The following is a 17,120-nucleotide window of genomic DNA, read 5'->3' as shown; positions in this document are numbered from 1 at the left end:
CTCGGCAATCTCTTGGCGATGGTCGCAGCCAAGGCGAGTTCCGGAACCGATGCAGGCTGGGACGACGAGCCGGCCAAGGCCGCCGCCAGCAAGCCGGGCCGCGACGTGGTCCTGCGCATTGCCCCCGAAGCGGACCTTTTCCGTCGGGTGATCGAACCGCGCGTCGTGTTTGCCTCGCTCCCGGCCGAAGACATCGTCTCGATCGCCTGCGATCTCAGCCATGTGCCTCCGCTCGAGACGATCGACGTCTCGGACTGCTTCATGCGCTTCGTCGTGACGATGCGCACCCAGCTGTCGATCGAGGAGATCTGCAGCCGGTTCGACTTCACGCTGGCGACCGAAGAGTTCCAGATCGAGGTCCTGGCCGATACCGCCAGCGCGCCCGCCCCGGCGTCTGCGCCGGCTCCTGCGGCGGCGCCTGCCGCCAGCGGCGAGGTTCCCGGTTCGGTCGCGGCCGATCTGTCCGCCATCCTCGCCAAGCTCGGCCCGGCCCCGGCGGCCGTCGCGACGCCCGACATCCAGCCGGCCGCGGCTGCGCCCGTGGCACTTCCGGCGCCCGCCGTCGAGGCTCCGATCGCCAAGGCCGCTCCGCGCGCTCCGGCCAACGACGCGGCCGCTGCACGCCAGCGCACCGCCGTCAGCGTGCGTGTCGACCTCGACCGCATCGACAAGCTGATGAACCTGGTCGGCGAAATCGTCATCACCCAGTCCATGCTGGTCGAATGCGTCCGCTCGCTGCCCTATGACGTCTACGCCAAGACCGCCGAAGGCATCCTGACGCTCTCGCGCCAGACCCGCGAGCTGCAGGACCACGTCATGGCGGTGCGTGCGCAGCCCGTGAAGGCCGTGTTCCAGCGCATGCCGCGCCTCGTGCGCGAACTCGCCCAGACGCTGGGCAAGGAAGTGCGCCTGGTGCTGGAAGGCGAGAACACCGAGGTCGACAAGACGATCATCGAGGAATTGGCCGATCCGCTGACCCACATGATCCGCAACTCGATGGATCACGGGCTCGAAACGCCGGAAGACCGCATCGCCGCCGGCAAGAGCCCGGAAGGCACGATCAAGCTGATCGCCGAGCACCGCGCCGGGCGCATCGTCATCTCCGTCACCGATGACGGGCGCGGCATCGGCCGCGAGAAGCTGCTGGCGAAGGCGAAGTCCCGCGGCCTCGTCGGTGCCGACGAGAAGCTCGCTCCGGAGGAGATCGATCAGCTCATCTTCGCCGCCGGGCTGTCGACGGCCGAGGTGATCAGCGACGTGTCGGGTCGCGGCGTCGGCATGGACGTCGTACGCCGGAACGTCGAATCGCTCGGCGGCCGCATCAGCGTCGATTCCGAGCCGGGCCGGGGCTGCAAGTTCACCCTCGCTTTGCCGCTCACCCTGGCCGTCCTCGAAGGCATGGTCATCCGCTGCGGGTCCGACCGCTACGTCATCCCGATCGCCAGCGTGATCGAGACGCAGCACCTCGCCTCGACGCCGATCGAGCACCTGACCTTCGGCCAGGAGGTTCTGCGCTGGCGCGGCGAGATCACCCCGCTGCACCGTCTCGGCGCCGTGATGGGCTCTTCGGGCACCCGCAACGAGAATATCATCATCATCGCCGAGACCGAGCGCGGCGACAATGTCGGCATCGCCGTCGACGAGATCCTCGGCCAGCAGCAGGTGGTCGTGAAGAGCCTCGAAGGCAATTACGGCACGGTCCACGGCGCCTCGGCCGCCACGATCCTGGGCGACGGCCTCGTCGCGCTCATCCTGGACGTCGACTCCATGCTGCGTCTCGCCGCCTCCGGCGAACGCCATCCCGCAACCGAACTGAAACTGGCTGGATAATCCAATGACCCTGCAACTCGGCGAAAAGCATTTCTCGTCGGCGCAGCCGGAATCGGCGGCGCGCCGGATCGTCACCTTCAAGGTCGGGGACCGCACCTTCGGTATCGATGTCGGCATGGTCCGCGAGATCAAGGGCTGGCAGGCCACGACCCCGCTGCCGCATGCGGCTCCGCATGTCCGCGGCGTGCTCAACCTGCGCGGCGTGATCCTGGCGGTCTACGACCTGCGCACTTCGATCGGACTGGGCACCACCAACGCTACGGCGACGCATGTGATCGTGGTCGTCGACGTCGAGGACAAGGTCGCCGGCCTGCTGGTCGATTCCGTCTCCGACATCGTCGACGTGCCCGTCAGCGCGGTTCGCCCGGCGCCCGATCTGGAGCGCGACGAGCACGGCCTGATCGAGGGCCTCGTGCTGCTCGACACCGACATCGTCGCCCTGCTCGACCTCGCCGCGGTGATCCGCGACGGCGGCGCCGAGGGCCAGGCGGCGAAGGTCGCCCGCGCGAGCTGAACGACACAAACAAGACGGGCCCGAGGAGTGGCGTTGCTGGAAGCGCGGGCCGAGCAAGAAACGACATCACAAATGGGCAGCGCCCTCGGTCCATCAACACGAACCGGCTTCGAACTGCCGCTGATGCTCGCCGCCACGGTCGCGGTGGCGGCCGGTACGGCGGGCAGCCTGGCCTATCACGCCGCCCTCGGACGCCTCGACGCGATCTCCCTCACCGGCCTCGGGGCCGCGGGCCTGTGTGGCGTCGGCTTCTGCGCCTGGATGGCCGGCCGTCACATCCAGTCTCCGCTGCGGCGCTTGCGCGAGGCTGTCGCGCAGCTGCAGGCGGGTGATGACGTCGCCGTCGCTGGAATCGCGCGTGGCGACGCGATCGGCGATCTCGCCCGTTCCTTCAAGGCCCTGCACGACTCGGGCGAAGAAGCGGCACGCATCCGCGCCGCGCTCGACGGCTGCCGCACCAATGTGATGGTCTGCGACGCCGAGGGGCGCGTGGTCTATGTCAACGCCTCGCTGTTGCGCTTCTTCGGCGAGGCCCAGGAGGATTTCCGCCTCGCCTTCCCCGGCTGCTCGGCGAAGGACATGCTCGGCCGAGTCATGGAGAGCGTCCAGGCGCAGGCCGGGCTGCAGACGGGTGGCCAGCAGGCGATCCGCTTCGCGCTCGGGCGCCGGACGGTCTCGCTGGCGCTGTCGCCGGTGACCCAGGCGAATGGCCGCCGGCTCGGCACCGCCGTCGAATGGGTCGAACTGACCGACGAACTGGCCGCTGCCGCCGAGGTCGCCGACATGGTGGCGGCTGCCGTCGAGGGGGATTTCTCGCGCCGAGTGCCGGTTGCAGGCAAGCCCGATGGGCTGCAGCGCATCGCGGAGGGCATGAACGAGATCAACGCGGTCGTCGAGAGCGCCGTCGGCGAGTTCGCTCACGTCGTCGGCGGCCTGGCCGAGGGCGATCTGACGCGGCGGATGGGCGGAGACTATCGCGGCCGCCTCGCCGAGCTGAAGGCCAGCCTCAACGACGCCCTGGCGCATCTGGGCGAGACCGTCGCCACGATCCAGGGCACGGCCGGCCATGTCGCCCGTGCGGCATCCGAGATCGACTCGGGTGCCGGCGACCTCGCCGAGCGCACCGAGCAGACGGCAGCCAATCTCGAGGAGACCGCGGCGACGACCGAACAGCTGGCAGCCTCGGTGAAGCACAGCGCCGGCCGGTCGCGGGTCGCCACCGACCTCGCCAACGAGGCGATGGGCGTGGCGCAGGATGGCAAGACCGTCGTGGCGCAGGCCGTGGGCGCGATCGAGCGGATCGAGAGCTCGTCGGTGCGGATCTCCGAAATCGTCTCGGTGATCGACGACATCGCCTTCCAGACGAATCTGCTCGCGCTCAACGCCGCTGTCGAGGCGGCCCGCGCCGGGGATGCCGGTCGCGGCTTCGCCGTGGTGGCCTCGGAGGTGCGCGCCCTGGCGCAGCGCTCGGGGCAGGCGGCCAAGGACATCAAGGGGCTGATCGTCAGCTCCAACGAACAGGTCGGCGAGGGCGTGCGCTTCGTCCGTTCGACCGGCGATGCGCTGGAACGGATCGTCGAGGCTACCGGCAAGGTCTCGACCACGATCGTCGAGATTTCGCAGGCCGCCGCCGAGCAGGCCCACGGCATCGAGGAAATGAGCCGCGCGGTCGCCCAGATGGACGAAACCACGCAGCAGAATTCGGCGCTGGCGGAGCAGAGCGCCACTTCCGCGACCGAGCTGATGGACGAGATCGCGACGCTGCGGCGGCTGGTCTCCTTCTTCCGGGCCGAGGGTTCCGCCATGCCGGTCGTGTCGCGCGGCGCCGCCGAACCGGCGCGGATCCCGCGCGCCCCGGCGCCGGTGGTGCCGGCCCGGCCCATTCCGAAAAACAATGACGTCCGGCGGCCCGAACCGGCGATGAAGACCTGGCAGGAGCCCCGTCGGCGTGTCGCCGGCGGCGGACGTGCCGATGACTGGGCGGAGTTCTAGTGGCCATGTCGAGATCCAGCGCAGCCCTCGCGCAACCGCAGCTGACCGACGTCACGCTGACACGCGACGACATGGGATTCATTTCCAAGCTCGTCTACGAGCATGCCGGCATCGTCATCCGGGAGCACAAGGAAGCGATGACGCGCGGGCGGCTGGCACGCCGCGTCAAGGCGCTGGGCCTCAACTCGGTGGCCGAATACTGCGCCTATCTGAAGACGCCGCAGGCGGCCGACGAAATCCCGGAACTGATCAACGCCGTCACCACGAACCACACCTCGTTCTTCCGCGAGCGCCACCATTTCGATCACCTCCGCAAGGACGTGCTGCCGCGGCTGGTGCAGGAGCGCAGCGGGCGTCGGGGCCGCATCCGGATCTGGTGCTCGGCGGCGTCGTCGGGCGAGGAGCCCTACAGCATCGCCGCGGTGTCCCGCGATGTGCTCGGCAACCGCAGCGACGTCGACTTCAAGATCCTGGCGACCGACATCGACACCGACATCCTCGCCAAGGCCGAGGCGGCGATCTATTCGCCCGATCAGTTCGACCGCCTGCCGTCGGACGTCAAGCCGCTCCTCAAGCTGGAGAATTCCGGCCGCGGCGAAGCGCGCATCAGCGACGATCTGCGCCGGATGATCGCCTTCAAGCGGCTGAACCTGATCGAGCGGTGGCCGATGAGCGGCCCGTTCGACGTGATCTTCTGCCGCAACGTCTTCATCTATTTCGACACCCAGACCAAGGCCTCGATCCTCGACCGCTTCGTCACGCTGCTCGCTCCCGGTGGCTTCCTCTATCTCGGCCATTCGGAATCGCTGCCCCAGCCTCACCCTCAACTCCGGCTGATCGGCCGCACGATCTATGAGAGACTGCCATGAGCGTCGCGCGTTCCTCCCGCCGCTATTTCGACCCGCGCTTCGAGGCCACGATCATCACGGTCGCTCCGGGCGAGCATGAGATCACGGCCGCCAAGGACGAGATCGTCGCCACCGTGCTCGGATCCTGCATCTCGGTGTGCATGCGCGATCCGCAAGCCGGGGTCGGCGGGCTCAACCATTTCCTGCTGCCGAAGAACAACGGCGCCTCCGACTCCAGCGCTGGCGAGCGCTATGGCGACACGGCGATGGAGGTGCTGATCAACGGGCTGTTGAAACGCGGCGCGAGGCGCGGCAATCTCGAGGCCAAGGTGTTCGGTGGTGCCCGTGTTCTGTCCGGGGCGACGATGCTGGCGATCGGCGACGGCAACATCGCGTTCGTCACCGAGTTCCTGAACCGCGAAAGCATTCCGGTCGTTTCGAAGGATGTCGGGGGTACCCGGTCTCGGCGCATTCACTACCAGCCGTCCACCGGGCGGGCCTGGGTCCAGCATGTCCAGTCGACGGCGCGCGATCCCGAGCACCAGCAGGAAGTCGCCTATCTCAACCGGCTCAAGACGCAGCCCGTGGCCGGTGAAGTGGAGGTCTGGTGATGTCGATCGGTACGCCTTCCGCCGCCAACCCGGTCAAGGTTCTGGTCGTCGACGATTCCGTCCTGATGCAGAAGCTGATGACGCAGATCATCGACGGAGCCCCGGGCTTCAAGGTGATCGGCATCGCCGGCAGCGCCGAGGAAGGCTGGGACAAGATCCAGGAACTGCGGCCGGACGTGGTGACGCTCGACCTGGAGCTTCCCGGCCGGCACGGGCTCAAGCTGCTGGCGCGCGTCCTCAAGCAAGACCCGCTGCCGGTGCTGATCGTCTCGGCCTTCGGTGGGCCCGGCGCCGACAACACCATCCAGGCGCTCGAGCTCGGTGCGATCGACTTCATCGAGAAGCCCGACGGCACGACGCATACGCTCGACGGCTTCATGAAGCATCTGGTGGGCGCCCTTCAGCGGGCCTCGGCCAGCCGCCGGATGTTCGCCTCCCGGCGCGAGAGCGTGCCGGCACGCGCAACTGCCCCGCGCGAGCCGGCCCGGATGGGCGGCAAGGCCTCCTTCATCGCCATCGGCGCCTCGACCGGCGGCGTGCCGGCAGTGCAGGTGGTGATGCGCGATCTGGCGCATCTGCGCCTGCCGATCGCGGTCGTCCAGCACATGCCACCGGGCTATACGGCGAAGTTCGCGGCGCGGCTGGCGACGGCTACGGGGCTCGACGTGCGCGAGGCCAGCGACGGCGACAAGCTCAAGCCCGGCATGGCCGTGGTCGCGCCCGGCGGGCCGCGCCATCTCGAGATCGAGGAGCGGCGCGGCGAGTTCGTCTGCATGTTGCGCGAGGGGCCGCTGGTCAGCGGACATTCTCCCTCCGTCGACGTCATGTTCCACTCCGTCGCCCGCAGCCTCGGCGCCAACGCGATCGGCATCCTGCTGACCGGGATGGGGCGCGACGGCGCTGAGGGTTTGTTAGCCATGCGCAAAGCCGGGGCGGAGACGTTAATCCAAAGTGGGGAAACCTGCGTGGTAAACGGGATGCCGAAAGCGGCATTCGAAATCGGTGCCGCCGACCGGGTTGTCGCGCTCGATCAGATCGGAGCTGCGGTCAGCAACCTGCTCGGCGAGCGGTCGCATCTGCGGACCGCATAAGGAGATCGTGATGAAGGCGAGAAGCGAGTACAGGATCCTCGTGGTCGACGACCAGAAGAGCATGCGCGGCCTCGCGACGTATTTCCTGAAGCAGATCGAGTTTCAGGACATCGACGAGGCCGAGAACGCGCGCGAAGCGCTGATGAAGATGCAGACCAAGCGCTATGATCTGCTGCTTCTGGACTGGAACATGGACGGCATGAGCGGCATCGACCTGCTGCGCGCCATCCGCTCGGTGCCGGAACTCAACCAGATCAAGATCATCATGGCGACCTCCGAGCGGTCGGTCGACAAGATGGACGAGGCGACGTCCAACGGCGCCGACCATTACGTCGTGAAGCCCTATGAGCTGCGCGACCTCGAGGTCCGCGTGAAGAAGGTGCTGGCGCTCAGCTCCTGACCCGCGCCGGAGCGAGGCCCCGCGCCGCGTCCAAGTGACTGTTCGGATGTGCCCCGCGCCGGAAGGCCGCGGGGCACATCCATTTCGGGTTCGACGTCGTAGATGGCATGATCGCGTGATCCGGAGGGGGGCGGGCCCCCGGCAACCAGGAGGGATCGTGTCATGACCATGCGGCGTCGAGACGTTCTGGGATGGCTGGCCGGCGGCTGCGTCCTGCCGGCGATGGCAGGCCAGACCCTGGCGCAGGGCGTGCCTTCGGCGTCCAGCTTCACCTTCGCACGGGTCGGCGGCGGTCGGTTTTCGCTGGCCGATTACCGCGGACGGCCGGTTCTGATCGTCAACACGGCGACGAATTGCGGTTTCGCGGGCCAGTTCGCTTCGCTGGAGCAGCTCTGGCAGCGCTATCGCGCGCGCGGGCTGATGCTGATCGCCGTGCCCAGCAACGATTTCGGCGGGCAGGAGCCGCTGGAGGGCGCCGCCATCGCCGAGGCCGCGCGGCAGACCCATGGTGCGACCTATGCCTTCGCCGAGAAGAGCGTGGTCAGGGGGCCGGAGGCGCATCCCTTCTACCGCTGGGCGGCTGCGCAGCGCCCGACCGAGACGCCACGCTGGAATTTCCACAAATATCTCGTCGGCCGGTCGGGCGAGCTGCTCGGCGGCTACTCCTCGATCACCGATCCGATCGGGCCGCAGCTGGTGCGGGCGATCGGACAGGAGCTGCAGGCAGGCTGACGACGCAGGCGGGGCGAGCGCCGCGGACATGGGCGCGGGATAGGCGGCTGGCACCGTTTTCGCTAAGCCGCGTCGTCGCCCCCGCCTGCCGCCGAGGTTTTCCATGTCCCGCATCGTGACCGTCGCCGCCGCCCAGCTCGGGCCGATCCAGAAGGCCGAGACGCGGGAGCAGGTGGTCGCGCGCATGCTCGCGCTGATGGACGAGGCGAAGGCCAAGGGCGCGGACCTCATCGTCTATCCGGAACTGGCGCTGACGACCTTCTTCCCGCGCTGGTATCATGAGGATCGTGCCGAGGCCGATGCCTGGTTCGAGGCGGCTATGCCCAATCCGGCGGTGCAGCCGCTGTTCGACCGGGCCCGCGCGCATGGCATGGGCATGAGCTTCGGCTATGCCGAGCTGACGCCGGAGGGCCAGCATTTCAACAGCTCGATCCTGGTCGACAAGAGCGGCGCCATCGTCGGCAAGTACCGCAAGATACATCTGCCGGGGCATGTCGAGTACGACACGACGCGGGCGCATCAGCATCTCGAGAAGCGCTATTTCGAGCCCGGCGATCTCGGCTTCCCGGTCTGGCGGACGATGGGCGGGCTGATGGGCATGTGCATCTGCAACGACCGCCGCTGGCCCGAGACCTATCGCGTGATGGGGCTGCAGGGCGTCGAGATGATCGTGCTCGGCTTCAACACCCCGTCGGTCAACGGGCACAAGGCGAAGGAGGGCATGGCGCAGCGCCTGTTCCATCACCGCCTCTCGGTGCAGGCGGGTGCCTATCAGAACTCCTGCTGGGTCGTCGCGGTCGCCAAGGCCGGCAGCGAGGACGGCCACCATCTGATGGGCGGCACGCTGATCGTGAACCCGGACGGCGAGATCGTCGCCGAGTTGGAGGGCGAGGCCGACGGCATCATCGTCCACCCCTGCGATCTCGACGACACCCGCTTCGGCAAGCAGACGATCTTCGACTTCAAGATGCACCGGCGGATCGAGCATTACGGGCCGATCACCGGCCAGGTCGGCGTGGTCGAGCCGGAGTGAACCGATGAGCGCCTTCACCGTCGCCTTTTCCGAACTCGCACCGCGCGACCGCTACAAGCTGCTCTGCGCCAGCGTGACCCCGCGCCCGATCGCGCTCGTCACCAGCCTGTCGCCCGACGGCGTGGTCAACGCCGCGCCCTTCAGCTTCTTCAACGTCTTCTCCGAGGACCCGGCTCTGATCGTGCTCGGGCTGCAGCACCGGCTGGGCAACAATCCGAAGGACACCACCCGCAACATCGCCGGGGCGGGGGAATTCGTCGTCAACCTAGTCGATGAGGGGATGGCCGAGGCGATGAACATCTGCGCGGTCGATTTCCCGCCCGAAATCAGCGAGATCGACGCGGCGGGCCTGACGCTGAAGCCCGGAATTTCGGTCGGCGTGCCGCATATCGCGCAGGCGCCCTTCGCGCTCGAATGCCGCAAGACCATGTCGCTGGTGTTCTCGCCGACGCGCGAAATGCTGATCGGCGAGGTGGTCCGCATTCATGCCCGCGAGGGCCTCGTCGATCCCGCGACGCTGCGGGTCAGCCTGGACGACTACAAGCCGGTCGGGCGGATGTTCGGCGACGGCTATGCGCGCCAGAACGACCGCTTCGATCTGACGCGCGGCACCTATGCGGAGTGGCTGGCGCAGCGCGGGAGCTGACGCCGGCTACTCGACCTTGCCGATCTTGCGCGTCGCCTCGATCAGGCGGGCGCTGTCGGCCTCGACGAAGCGGGTGAAGTCGGGCGTGTCCTGATAGGCTGGCGGACTGCCGGCCTTCTCGAAGATCTGCCGCACCTCAGGGTCCGCCATGGCCGTGCGCATCGCCTCGCGGATGCGGGTGGCGACGGGCTCGGGCAGGTTGCGCGGGGTGAAGAGCCCGGCCCAGATGTAGAACTCGACATCGGCATAGCCGAGCTCCTTGAAGGTCGGCAGGTCGGGGAAGCTCGGCACACGGGCGGCGCCCCAGTTTGCGAGCACGCGCAGCGCGCCGGAGTCGACATGCGGCTTGAGGACGCCGGGCGCCGATGCCAGCGCCTGGATCTGGCCGGAGAGCAGGTCGGTCAGGGCTGGGCCGGCGCCGCGATAGGGCACGTGCAGCAGCTTGAGCCCAGCGGAGGCCGCGAACATCTCCATCGCGACATGCAGCGTGCCATAGGAGCCCGACGAGCCATAGGGGATCGCGCCAGGGCGCGCCTTGGCGTCCTCGACGAAGTCCTTCAGCGTCTTCCAGGGCGAGGCGGCGGGAACGGCCAGCAGCGTCGGGTCGGCCAGAACCCGCGCGACCGGCGCCAGTTGTGAAACCTCGTAAGGCGGAGTGCGGGCGAAGAGGCGCGACGATTCCGGCAGCACCGCCAGCGAGGAGAGCGTCATCAGCACCGTGTAACCGTCCGGTTCGGCCCGGGCCACGGCCGCATTGCCGAGAGCGCCGCCGGCTCCGCCGCGGTTGTCGACGACGACGGCGGCCTTCAGCAGCTTCTCAAGCGCCTGGGCGATCGGACGCGCCGCGAGATCGGCCTGTCCGCCCGGTGGAAAGGGCACGACCATGGTCATCGGGCGCGAGGGCCAGGGTGCCTGTGCGCGTGACGGCCTTGTGAGAAGGGCCCCAGCCGACGTCGCGGCGAGGCCGGCGAGCATGTCGCGGCGTTTCATCATCATCCTCCAGATGCCGGCTCTTCTCGACCGGCGTGTCATCGACGCCGTGACCGGCGCTCGATGCGGATGATGGCGGAATGCGGGGCGCTTTGCATCCTCGTCCCTGCATGCGGGCCCTGCGCGCAGGCACGGCTCCGACGGGGCGGTGGCGTTCAGGCCTTTGGCTTCTGGCCGGGACGGAAGGCGACGATTACCGCCGGATCGGTTTCCAGATAGGGGCCCTCGATCAGGTCGATGCAGTAGGGGATCGCCGGCATGACCGCATCGAGGCATTCGCCGATGGCGCGCGGGCGGCCGGGCAGATTGACGATCAGGCTGCGGCCGCGGATGCCGGCGGTCTGGCGCGAGAGGATCGCGGTCGGCACCTTGGCGAGGCTGACCTGCCGCATCAGCTCGCCGAAGCCCGGCATCGGCTTCTCGACGACATCCTCCGTCGCCTCGGGCGTGACGTCACGCGGCGCAGGCCCGGTCCCGCCGGTGGTGACGATCAGGCAGCAGCCCTCCTGGTCCGCGAGTTCGACCAGGGTCCTGGCGATCAGGGCGCGGTCGTCGGGGATGACGCGGACGACCGGCGTCCAGGGCGAGATCAGCGCCTTCTCGAAATAGGCCGCGATGGCGGGGCCGCCTTCATCCTCGTAGATCCCGGCCGAGGCGCGGTCCGAAACGGTGACGATGCCGATCCTGATGCCGTCGTCCATGTCGTGCCCTCCACTGCGGTCGGGCGCAGATGTGGCCGATCGCGGCGGTTCACGCCACCGTTTTCGCTCTCGCTCGCTGCAGCCGGTCGCGGAGCAGGCGCAAGCCCTGGCGCAGACGGGCCGCGCCCTCCGGCAGGCCCGGCTCGGGCTCGCCGAGCCGGATCAGGACATTGCCCATCGCCCGGCGCTCGCCCCAGACATAGGTGCCGGCATCGACGCCGTCGCCCGCGCCGCTGTCGAAGAGGGCCGGTGGCGTGCCGGCGAAGTCCGCCTGCAGCATGGCGATGGTGAGCGCCCGGCCAGGGGAATGACGCGCCTGCGCCTCGTCATAGGCGATCTTGAGGAAGTGGCGGGTGCCGGCGCTCTCGACCAGAAGCCCCATTGCGAGGGGGCGGCCGTCGAGCCTCAGGATGTCGAGCTGGAGGGCGTCGCTGGCGGCGAACTGAGAGGCGAGGCTGTCGAAATAGGCGCCGGCCTGGGGCAGGCGGGCGATGGCCGTGCCCGCCTTGCCCTTCCAGCCCGCCGCCTCCAGTGCCAGGAAGTGCGGCAGCGCGTCCCGTGCGGCGGCGCCCCGGAGGCGCTCGAAGCTCACGGTGCCGTGTCGCGCGATGGCGCGAAACTGCTGCATCCGTTTCTTGTAGCTCTGGCCGAGCGCGCGGCGCAGATAGCGCTCGGCGTCGTCTCCGGGCTGCGGCCGCATCACCGGGCGCTGCCAACGCTCGCTGGTCGAGAGGCGGCTGCCCGTGGCGCGGCAGGCCTCGCGCAGCGCCTCGAAGGCTGGCCCTTCCAGCGGCAGCAGCGGCAGCGAGAGGGTGCGGGGCAGGTCGCCGGCCGCCAGGATATGGCGCAGCATCGCCAGCATGACGTCCTCGGCATGGTCGGGATCGAGGACCGGCAGCGAGGACACTTCGTAGAGTGGCAGGAGCGGGGCGGTCAGGGCGGCGGCGAAGCCGGTGCGCCAGTCACGCTTGCGCCGCAGCGCCCAGAGGCCGGTCAGCCGCTCGGACCCCAGCGCCTCGCTGAGCCAGGCGGTGAGAATGACGATCCCGTCCTCCGGCACGACGATGCGGGCTGCACCGACGGCCGCCGGCGACATATGCGGGTTGGGCTCGCGCGACCGCGCGGCCAGCGCGGCGAAGCGTGCGCCGTACGCCGCGTAATCGGCGGCCCTGACGCGCCTGACGACGATGCCGGAGGTCAAATCGAACCGCCCTCGCGCCGGGGCCGGCCGAACTCGCCGCGCAGCGAGAGCACGAAGGCGATGACCTGAGCCGTTGCGCGATAGAGCTCTTCGGGAATCTGGTCGTCGAGTTCGACCGCCGAGAGCGCCTGCGCCAGCACCGCGTTCTCCTCGATCGCGACACCGTGCTCGCGGCCGGTCTCGACGATGCGCTGCGCCAGCTCGCCGCGGCCCTTGGCGGTGACGCGGGGTGCGTTCTGCCCGTCATATTCGAGCGCGACGGCGATCTGTCGCGACGGGGGCCGGGCTGGTGGCGGGGCGGGGGCTCTGGTCATGACATCCGGTCCAGGAACTGGCCGGCGGTGGGCTGGACGGTGCGTGGCTGACCGGTGTGGATGTCGATGGCGCGGTTCTCGAAATGGGCATCCGCGAGGGCCGCGTCGAGGCCTGACGAGGCGCCGCGCAGGAGCCGGCTGGTGTCCTCCCGTTCGGCCCAGAGCGTGATGCCGACGCGGCGGCCCTGCAGCGTGACGATGCCCTGAAGCGGCCCGAGCGGCTCGACGTCGAGCGCGAAGCGGACGCGCCAGAGCGGGCCGGCCGCGGCATCAACCTCGCGCCGGGGCGGCTCGCGCTCGACCTGGAGCGGCAGGATCGCCGTGCCATTGTGAAAGGCGAGGGGGATCTCGGTGAGCCAGCGCTGGCCCTGCTGCGCTTCGGCCCGTGCGCCCTCGGCCGGCAGGGAGGCGTATTGCGACAGCGTGATGCGGTCGATCGCGGCCTCGGTCTGGTCCAGCAGGGTGCCGAGAATCGTAATCGGCTTGTCGCCGGCCGAAAGAGTGGGCTCGGCGATCGGCTGCGGGACAGGTGCGCCGTCGCGGCGCGGCGGTGCCGTCTTCGCTGGCGTATCCCCGCCAAGTGGCTGAGCCGACGCGGCCAGGGATGCAGGCACGCTGACGGCCTTGCTGGTCGTAGGCGAGGATGCCGCCTGGACGAGCGGGAGAAGATGGTCACGCAGCGTCTGGAGCGCTCCCTTGAGGTCCGTCTGCGGCTGGGCTGGCGCGCCCCGCGCCAGGTGTGCCTCGTGGAAGAGCCCGGAGTTCTGCATCGCCCCCTGCAGGACGGGCCCGGTCAACGCCTTGCGCTCGACCGGCAGTGCGCGGAGAAGGACGCGATCGGCCAGTGCCAGCAGCGGCCGTGGCAGGGTGAGCGCGACCGCTCCATCGGCGACGGCGCGCAGATTGGCCAGGAGGGGGGCCAGCGAATCCTGTCGCGCCAAAGCGGGGCCGAGCAGGGGCCCGGCCATGGCCCGTGGCGAGGCCGCGCCCGCGGTGGGATCGGCGCGCGCGGCCACGGGCCGGTTCGACCCGGACATCGCGTCGGAACTCGCGGCCGCTCCCGCTGCGCTCGGGATCGGACCGACCACCGGGTTGGGTGTGGCGGCTGCCATCGGGGCTCCCGGCGCCATCGCGGTCGTGGCAGTGCCCGCCGGCCCTGCGCGAGGCGCCAAGGGTTGGCCCGGCATCGCCGGGGTCTGCGCTTGTGCGGAGGCAGGTGGCGTCGGTGCAGGTCGGGCCTGCGGCGTCTGTCCGGGCGCCGTGGTGCTCGCCGTTCCGGGCGGCAGCATCGACTGGGCCGTCGCCAAGGCGGCGCGGGCCTGTTCGGGCGTCGGCGGGCGGACCTCGACCAGCGTCGCCGTCAGGCTTCCCCCAGCCGCGCCCGAGGGGGCCGGGTCGAGCTTCAGGACCAGCATCGCGCCCGGCAGCAGCGCGGATTGACGGGCTGCGGGCCCCGCGAGCACGAGAGAGAGGGTCTCCTGGCCGAGCTGCGCGGTCGCGGTGCCGTCGCCGGCGACCGCGAGCAGGCGCGCTTCCACCGTCCGGCCCGCGACGAGGCCGGTGGCGGGCGCGAGCGCCTGCAGCAGGGTGGCCAGCGTCTGGCTCTGGGCGAGCGTGGCGGGATTCATCGGCTCCGGCCGTGATGGCAACGCGACCAGCCTGACAGCAAAGGTTAAGCATTTCCTTGCGGTTAGGCGCTGCCGGCCGTTCCCGTCATCCGGGATGGCGCAGCCTGCAGGGGGCTTCTGCGCGCAGATGGCTGGCGCGACGGGCGAGGCTGGGGCAGGTTTGCCCGACGGACGGGGCGCATGCCGGGCACGGCCGGCCGATTGCAGGGGCTATATCGATGGAATACCGCCAGCTCGGGCGCTCGGGCCTGAAGGTCTCGCCGATCTGCCTGGGCACGATGATGTTCGGCGGCGCGACCGACGAGGTCGGCTCGCGCGCGATCGTCGACCATGCCCGCGATGCGGGGATCAACTTCATCGATACCGCGGACGCCTACACGGAGGGCCGTTCCGAGGAGATCACCGGGCGGGCCATCGCGGCGCACCGGCACGACTGGGTGCTGGCGACCAAGGTCGCGAATGCGATCGGCGAGGGGCCCAACCGCGCCGGGCTCTCGCGCAAATGGGTGCTCCAGGCCTGCGACGACAGCCTGCGCCGGCTCGGCACCGACTTCATCGACATCTACTACCTGCACAAGGAAGACCACGCGACGCCGCTGGCGGAAACGGTCCGCGCGATCGGGGATCTCGTGCGGCAGGGCAAGATTCGGCATTTCGGCGTCTCGAACTACCGTTCCTGGCGGGTCGCCGAGATCTGCCGCCTCTGCGACGAACTCGGGATCGACCGGCCGGTCGTCAGCCAGCCCTATTACAACGCGATGAACCGGATGCCGGAGGTAGAGCATCTGCCGGCTTGCGGCCATTACGGTCTCGGTGTCGCCTCCTACTCGCCGCTGGCGCGCGGCGTGCTCACCGGAAAATACGAGCCCGGCGGCACACCTCAGCAGGGCACGCGTGCGGCGCGTGGAGACAAGCGCATCCTGCAGACCGAATGGCGGCAGGAGAGCCTCGTCATCGCCCAGACGATCAAGCAGCATGCCGCCGCGCGCGGCATGACGCCGATCCAGTTCGCCGTCGGCTGGGTGCTCAACAACCGCCTCCTGACGGCCGCCATCGCCGGGCCGCGCACGCTGGAGCAGTGGCAGGCCTACCTGGCCGCGCTGGAGATCGAGTTCACCGCCGAGGACGAGGCCCTGATCGATTCGCTCGTTCCAGCGGGACATCCCTCGACGCCGGGCTACAACGACCCTGCCTATCCGATCGAGGGGCGGCCGGCGCGCACGGCTGCGTGATCGGGCGGCGCGGCATTTGCCTTGTCGCTGCAGCGCACCTAACTGAGCCCGGTTGCGCCGGGCGGGCGGCGCCGTTCTGGGAGGGCGGATAGATGGCAGCCGAGGGTCTCACCGGCGATCTCATCAAGGTGGTGAGCCTGCTTGGCGCCGGCGTGGTCGCCGTGCCCCTGTTCCGGCGGCTCGGGCTCGGCTCGGTGCTGGGCTATTTCACGGCCGGACTCGCCATCGGCCCCTATGGGTTCGGCCTGTTTCCCAACCCCGAATCCGTTCTGCACGTCGCCGAACTCGGCGTCGTGATGTTCCTCTTCATCATCGGGCTGGAGATGCAGCCCTCGCGGCTGTGGAACCTGCGGCGCGAGATTTTCGGCCTCGGCCTGGCGCAGGTCGCCCTCTGCGGCGCGCTCTTGACCGGCGTCGGCTATGCCTATGGACTGCCGCTCCCGGCCGCCTTCATCGCGGGCATGGGCTTCGTCCTCTCCTCCACCGCCGTCGTCATGCAGATGCTGAACGAGCGCGGTGAGAGTTCGACCCCGCAGGGCCAGCAGGCGGTGTCGATCCTGCTGCTGGAGGACCTCGCCATCGTGCCGCTCCTGGCCGTGGTGGCCCTGCTCGCGCCGGTGTCGTCGGCGCAGAGCAATGGCTGGCTCTCGGTGGGGATCGCGGCGGTTGCCGTGGCGGGGCTCGTCCTCGCCGGCCGCTATCTGCTCAACCCGATGTTCCGTCTGCTGGCGCTCGCCCATGCGCGCGAGGTGATGACGGCCGCCGCGCTGCTGGTCGTGCTCGGCTCGGCGCTGGCGATGCAGCTCAGCGGGCTGTCGATGGCGATGGGCGCCTTCCTGGCCGGCGTGCTGCTGTCGGAATCGAGCTTCCGACATCAACTCGAGGCCGATATCGAGCCTTTCCGCGGTATCCTGCTCGGGCTCTTCTTCCTCGCCGTGGGCATGTCGCTCGATCTCGGCGTGATCGCCAGCAACGGGGCGCTGATCGGCTTCGCCGTGCTTGCCTTCATGAGCGTCAAGGCGCTCGGCATCTTCGTCGTCGCCAAGCTCTCGGGTTCGCGGACGCGCGAGGCGGTGACGCGCGTGGCGCTGTTCTCGCAGGGCGGCGAGTTCGCCTTCGTGCTCTATTCTGCGGCGGCCGCGGCCGGCATCTTCGACGCCCAGACCAATGCGGTGGCGAGCGCCACGGTGATCCTGTCCATGGCGCTGACGCCGCTGCTGGTGCTGGCGCTCGACCGCTTCCTGCCGCACGAAGAGACGTCTCTCGACGGCGTCGACCGGGCGGATGGGCTCGACGGCCGCGCACTGATCATCGGTTTCGGCCGCTTCGGGCAGGTCGCCTCGCAGGCGCTGCTGGC

At 69.5% G+C, this 17,120-nt stretch carries 17 protein-coding genes; 12 read left to right on the top strand and 5 right to left on the bottom strand.

The genetic code is table 11. From position 1 onward, the window contains the following. The 10 genes from Q8M82_RS22735 to Q8M82_RS22690 form a co-directional block, all read left to right on the top strand. Positions 1-1,830, top strand: a 1,830-nt coding sequence (locus tag Q8M82_RS22735; protein WP_305693569.1) for a chemotaxis protein CheA, incomplete at its 5' end; no start/stop codon positions are given. Between the two features lie 4 nt (positions 1,831-1,834). Further along, complete coding sequence (locus Q8M82_RS22730; protein WP_305693568.1) at positions 1,835-2,344, top strand: chemotaxis protein CheW; 510 nt, start codon at positions 1,835-1,837, stop codon at positions 2,342-2,344. Positions 2,345-2,416: 72 nt separating this feature from the next. Next, complete coding sequence (locus Q8M82_RS22725; RefSeq protein ID WP_305693567.1) at positions 2,417-4,336, top strand: methyl-accepting chemotaxis protein; 1,920 nt, start codon at positions 2,417-2,419, stop codon at positions 4,334-4,336. A gap of 5 nt (positions 4,337-4,341) precedes the next feature. Next, entirely contained in the window at positions 4,342-5,205 is an 864-nt protein-coding gene (locus Q8M82_RS22720; protein WP_305693566.1) for a CheR family methyltransferase, read from the top strand. Further along, positions 5,202-5,795 (top strand): chemoreceptor glutamine deamidase CheD, encoded by a 594-nt coding sequence (locus tag Q8M82_RS22715; RefSeq protein WP_305693565.1) that lies wholly within the window; start codon positions 5,202-5,204, stop codon positions 5,793-5,795. Before Q8M82_RS22720 ends, Q8M82_RS22715 begins: the two co-directional genes overlap by 4 nt. Then, positions 5,795-6,886: a chemotaxis-specific protein-glutamate methyltransferase CheB gene (gene cheB / locus Q8M82_RS22710; protein WP_305693564.1), complete on the top strand. Its 1,092-nt coding sequence runs from the start codon at positions 5,795-5,797 to the stop codon at positions 6,884-6,886. Before Q8M82_RS22715 ends, cheB begins: the two co-directional genes overlap by 1 nt. Before the next feature lie 10 nt (positions 6,887-6,896). After that, entirely contained in the window at positions 6,897-7,286 is a 390-nt protein-coding gene (locus Q8M82_RS22705) for a response regulator (protein WP_069055903.1), read from the top strand. Between the two features lie 162 nt (positions 7,287-7,448). Next, positions 7,449-8,018, top strand: a complete 570-nt coding sequence (locus tag Q8M82_RS22700) for a glutathione peroxidase (RefSeq protein ID WP_305693563.1) — start codon at positions 7,449-7,451, stop codon at positions 8,016-8,018. A 103-nt stretch (positions 8,019-8,121) separates the two neighbouring features. Then, positions 8,122-9,051 carry an N-carbamoyl-D-amino-acid hydrolase gene (locus Q8M82_RS22695; RefSeq protein WP_305693562.1) on the top strand — a complete coding sequence of 310 codons (930 nt, stop codon included), beginning with the start codon at positions 8,122-8,124 and terminating at the stop codon, positions 9,049-9,051. Between the two features lie 4 nt (positions 9,052-9,055). Next, positions 9,056-9,697 (top strand): flavin reductase family protein, encoded by a 642-nt coding sequence (locus Q8M82_RS22690; RefSeq protein ID WP_305693561.1) that lies wholly within the window; start codon positions 9,056-9,058, stop codon positions 9,695-9,697. 6 nt (positions 9,698-9,703) lie between these two features. On the opposite strand, the gene Q8M82_RS22685 is transcribed toward Q8M82_RS22690, so the two are convergent. The 5 genes from Q8M82_RS22685 to fliK form a co-directional block, all read right to left on the bottom strand. Next, positions 9,704-10,687, bottom strand: coding sequence for a Bug family tripartite tricarboxylate transporter substrate binding protein (locus tag Q8M82_RS22685; protein WP_305693560.1), 984 nt, complete (start codon positions 10,685-10,687; stop codon positions 9,704-9,706). Positions 10,688-10,842: 155 nt separating this feature from the next. Then, the gene (gene mog, locus Q8M82_RS22680; RefSeq protein WP_305693559.1) at positions 10,843-11,388 is read right to left on the bottom strand and encodes a molybdopterin adenylyltransferase; all 546 of its coding nucleotides are present in this window, start codon (positions 11,386-11,388) and stop codon (positions 10,843-10,845) included. A gap of 49 nt (positions 11,389-11,437) precedes the next feature. Then, positions 11,438-12,589 carry a GNAT family N-acetyltransferase gene (locus Q8M82_RS22675; RefSeq protein ID WP_305693558.1) on the bottom strand — a complete coding sequence of 384 codons (1,152 nt, stop codon included), beginning with the start codon at positions 12,587-12,589 and terminating at the stop codon, positions 11,438-11,440. Then, on the bottom strand, positions 12,586-12,903 hold the full coding sequence (locus Q8M82_RS22670) for an EscU/YscU/HrcU family type III secretion system export apparatus switch protein (protein WP_305693557.1): 318 nt from the start codon (positions 12,901-12,903) through the stop codon (positions 12,586-12,588). The genes Q8M82_RS22675 and Q8M82_RS22670 overlap by 4 nt, the downstream gene beginning before the upstream one ends. Further along, positions 12,900-14,531, bottom strand: coding sequence for a flagellar hook-length control protein FliK (fliK, locus tag Q8M82_RS22665; protein WP_305693556.1), 1,632 nt, complete (start codon positions 14,529-14,531; stop codon positions 12,900-12,902). Before fliK ends, Q8M82_RS22670 begins: the two co-directional genes overlap by 4 nt. Positions 14,532-14,749: 218 nt before the next feature. Here fliK and Q8M82_RS22660 point away from each other — a divergent pair, with 218 nt between their 5' ends. Further along, positions 14,750-15,763 carry an aldo/keto reductase gene (locus Q8M82_RS22660; protein WP_305693555.1) on the top strand — a complete coding sequence of 338 codons (1,014 nt, stop codon included), beginning with the start codon at positions 14,750-14,752 and terminating at the stop codon, positions 15,761-15,763. A 92-nt stretch (positions 15,764-15,855) separates the two neighbouring features. After that, a partial coding sequence (locus tag Q8M82_RS22655) for a monovalent cation:proton antiporter-2 (CPA2) family protein (RefSeq protein WP_305693554.1) occupies positions 15,856-17,120 on the top strand: 1,265 nt, incomplete at its 3' end.

The sequence above is a fragment of the Allobosea sp. genome, assembly GCF_030694325.1.
Lineage (GTDB): Bacteria > Pseudomonadota > Alphaproteobacteria > Rhizobiales > Beijerinckiaceae > Allobosea.
The sequence above is the reverse complement of the archived record's forward strand: the minus strand, read 5'-3'. Positions and strand labels throughout refer to the sequence as shown.

Excerpts from the sequence above, each read along its gene's own strand:
- Q8M82_RS22730 (WP_305693568.1), top strand. The coding sequence starts at position 1,835 with ATGACCCTGCAACTCGGCGAAAAGCATTTCTCGTCGGCGCAGCCGGAA.
- Q8M82_RS22725 (WP_305693567.1), top strand. The coding sequence starts at position 2,417 with ATGGGCAGCGCCCTCGGTCCATCAACACGAACCGGCTTCGAACTGCCG.
- Q8M82_RS22720 (WP_305693566.1), top strand. The coding sequence starts at position 4,342 with ATGTCGAGATCCAGCGCAGCCCTCGCGCAACCGCAGCTGACCGACGTC.
- Q8M82_RS22715 (WP_305693565.1), top strand. The coding sequence starts at position 5,202 with ATGAGCGTCGCGCGTTCCTCCCGCCGCTATTTCGACCCGCGCTTCGAG.
- cheB (WP_305693564.1), top strand. The coding sequence starts at position 5,795 with ATGTCGATCGGTACGCCTTCCGCCGCCAACCCGGTCAAGGTTCTGGTC.
- Q8M82_RS22705 (WP_069055903.1), top strand. The coding sequence starts at position 6,897 with ATGAAGGCGAGAAGCGAGTACAGGATCCTCGTGGTCGACGACCAGAAG.
- Q8M82_RS22700 (WP_305693563.1), top strand. The coding sequence starts at position 7,449 with ATGACCATGCGGCGTCGAGACGTTCTGGGATGGCTGGCCGGCGGCTGC.
- Q8M82_RS22695 (WP_305693562.1), top strand. The coding sequence starts at position 8,122 with ATGTCCCGCATCGTGACCGTCGCCGCCGCCCAGCTCGGGCCGATCCAG.
- Q8M82_RS22690 (WP_305693561.1), top strand. The coding sequence starts at position 9,056 with ATGAGCGCCTTCACCGTCGCCTTTTCCGAACTCGCACCGCGCGACCGC.
- Q8M82_RS22685 (WP_305693560.1), bottom strand. The coding sequence starts at position 10,687 with ATGAAACGCCGCGACATGCTCGCCGGCCTCGCCGCGACGTCGGCTGGG.
- mog (WP_305693559.1), bottom strand. The coding sequence starts at position 11,388 with ATGGACGACGGCATCAGGATCGGCATCGTCACCGTTTCGGACCGCGCC.
- Q8M82_RS22670 (WP_305693557.1), bottom strand. The coding sequence starts at position 12,903 with ATGACCAGAGCCCCCGCCCCGCCACCAGCCCGGCCCCCGTCGCGACAG.
- fliK (WP_305693556.1), bottom strand. The coding sequence starts at position 14,531 with ATGAATCCCGCCACGCTCGCCCAGAGCCAGACGCTGGCCACCCTGCTG.
- Q8M82_RS22660 (WP_305693555.1), top strand. The coding sequence starts at position 14,750 with ATGGAATACCGCCAGCTCGGGCGCTCGGGCCTGAAGGTCTCGCCGATC.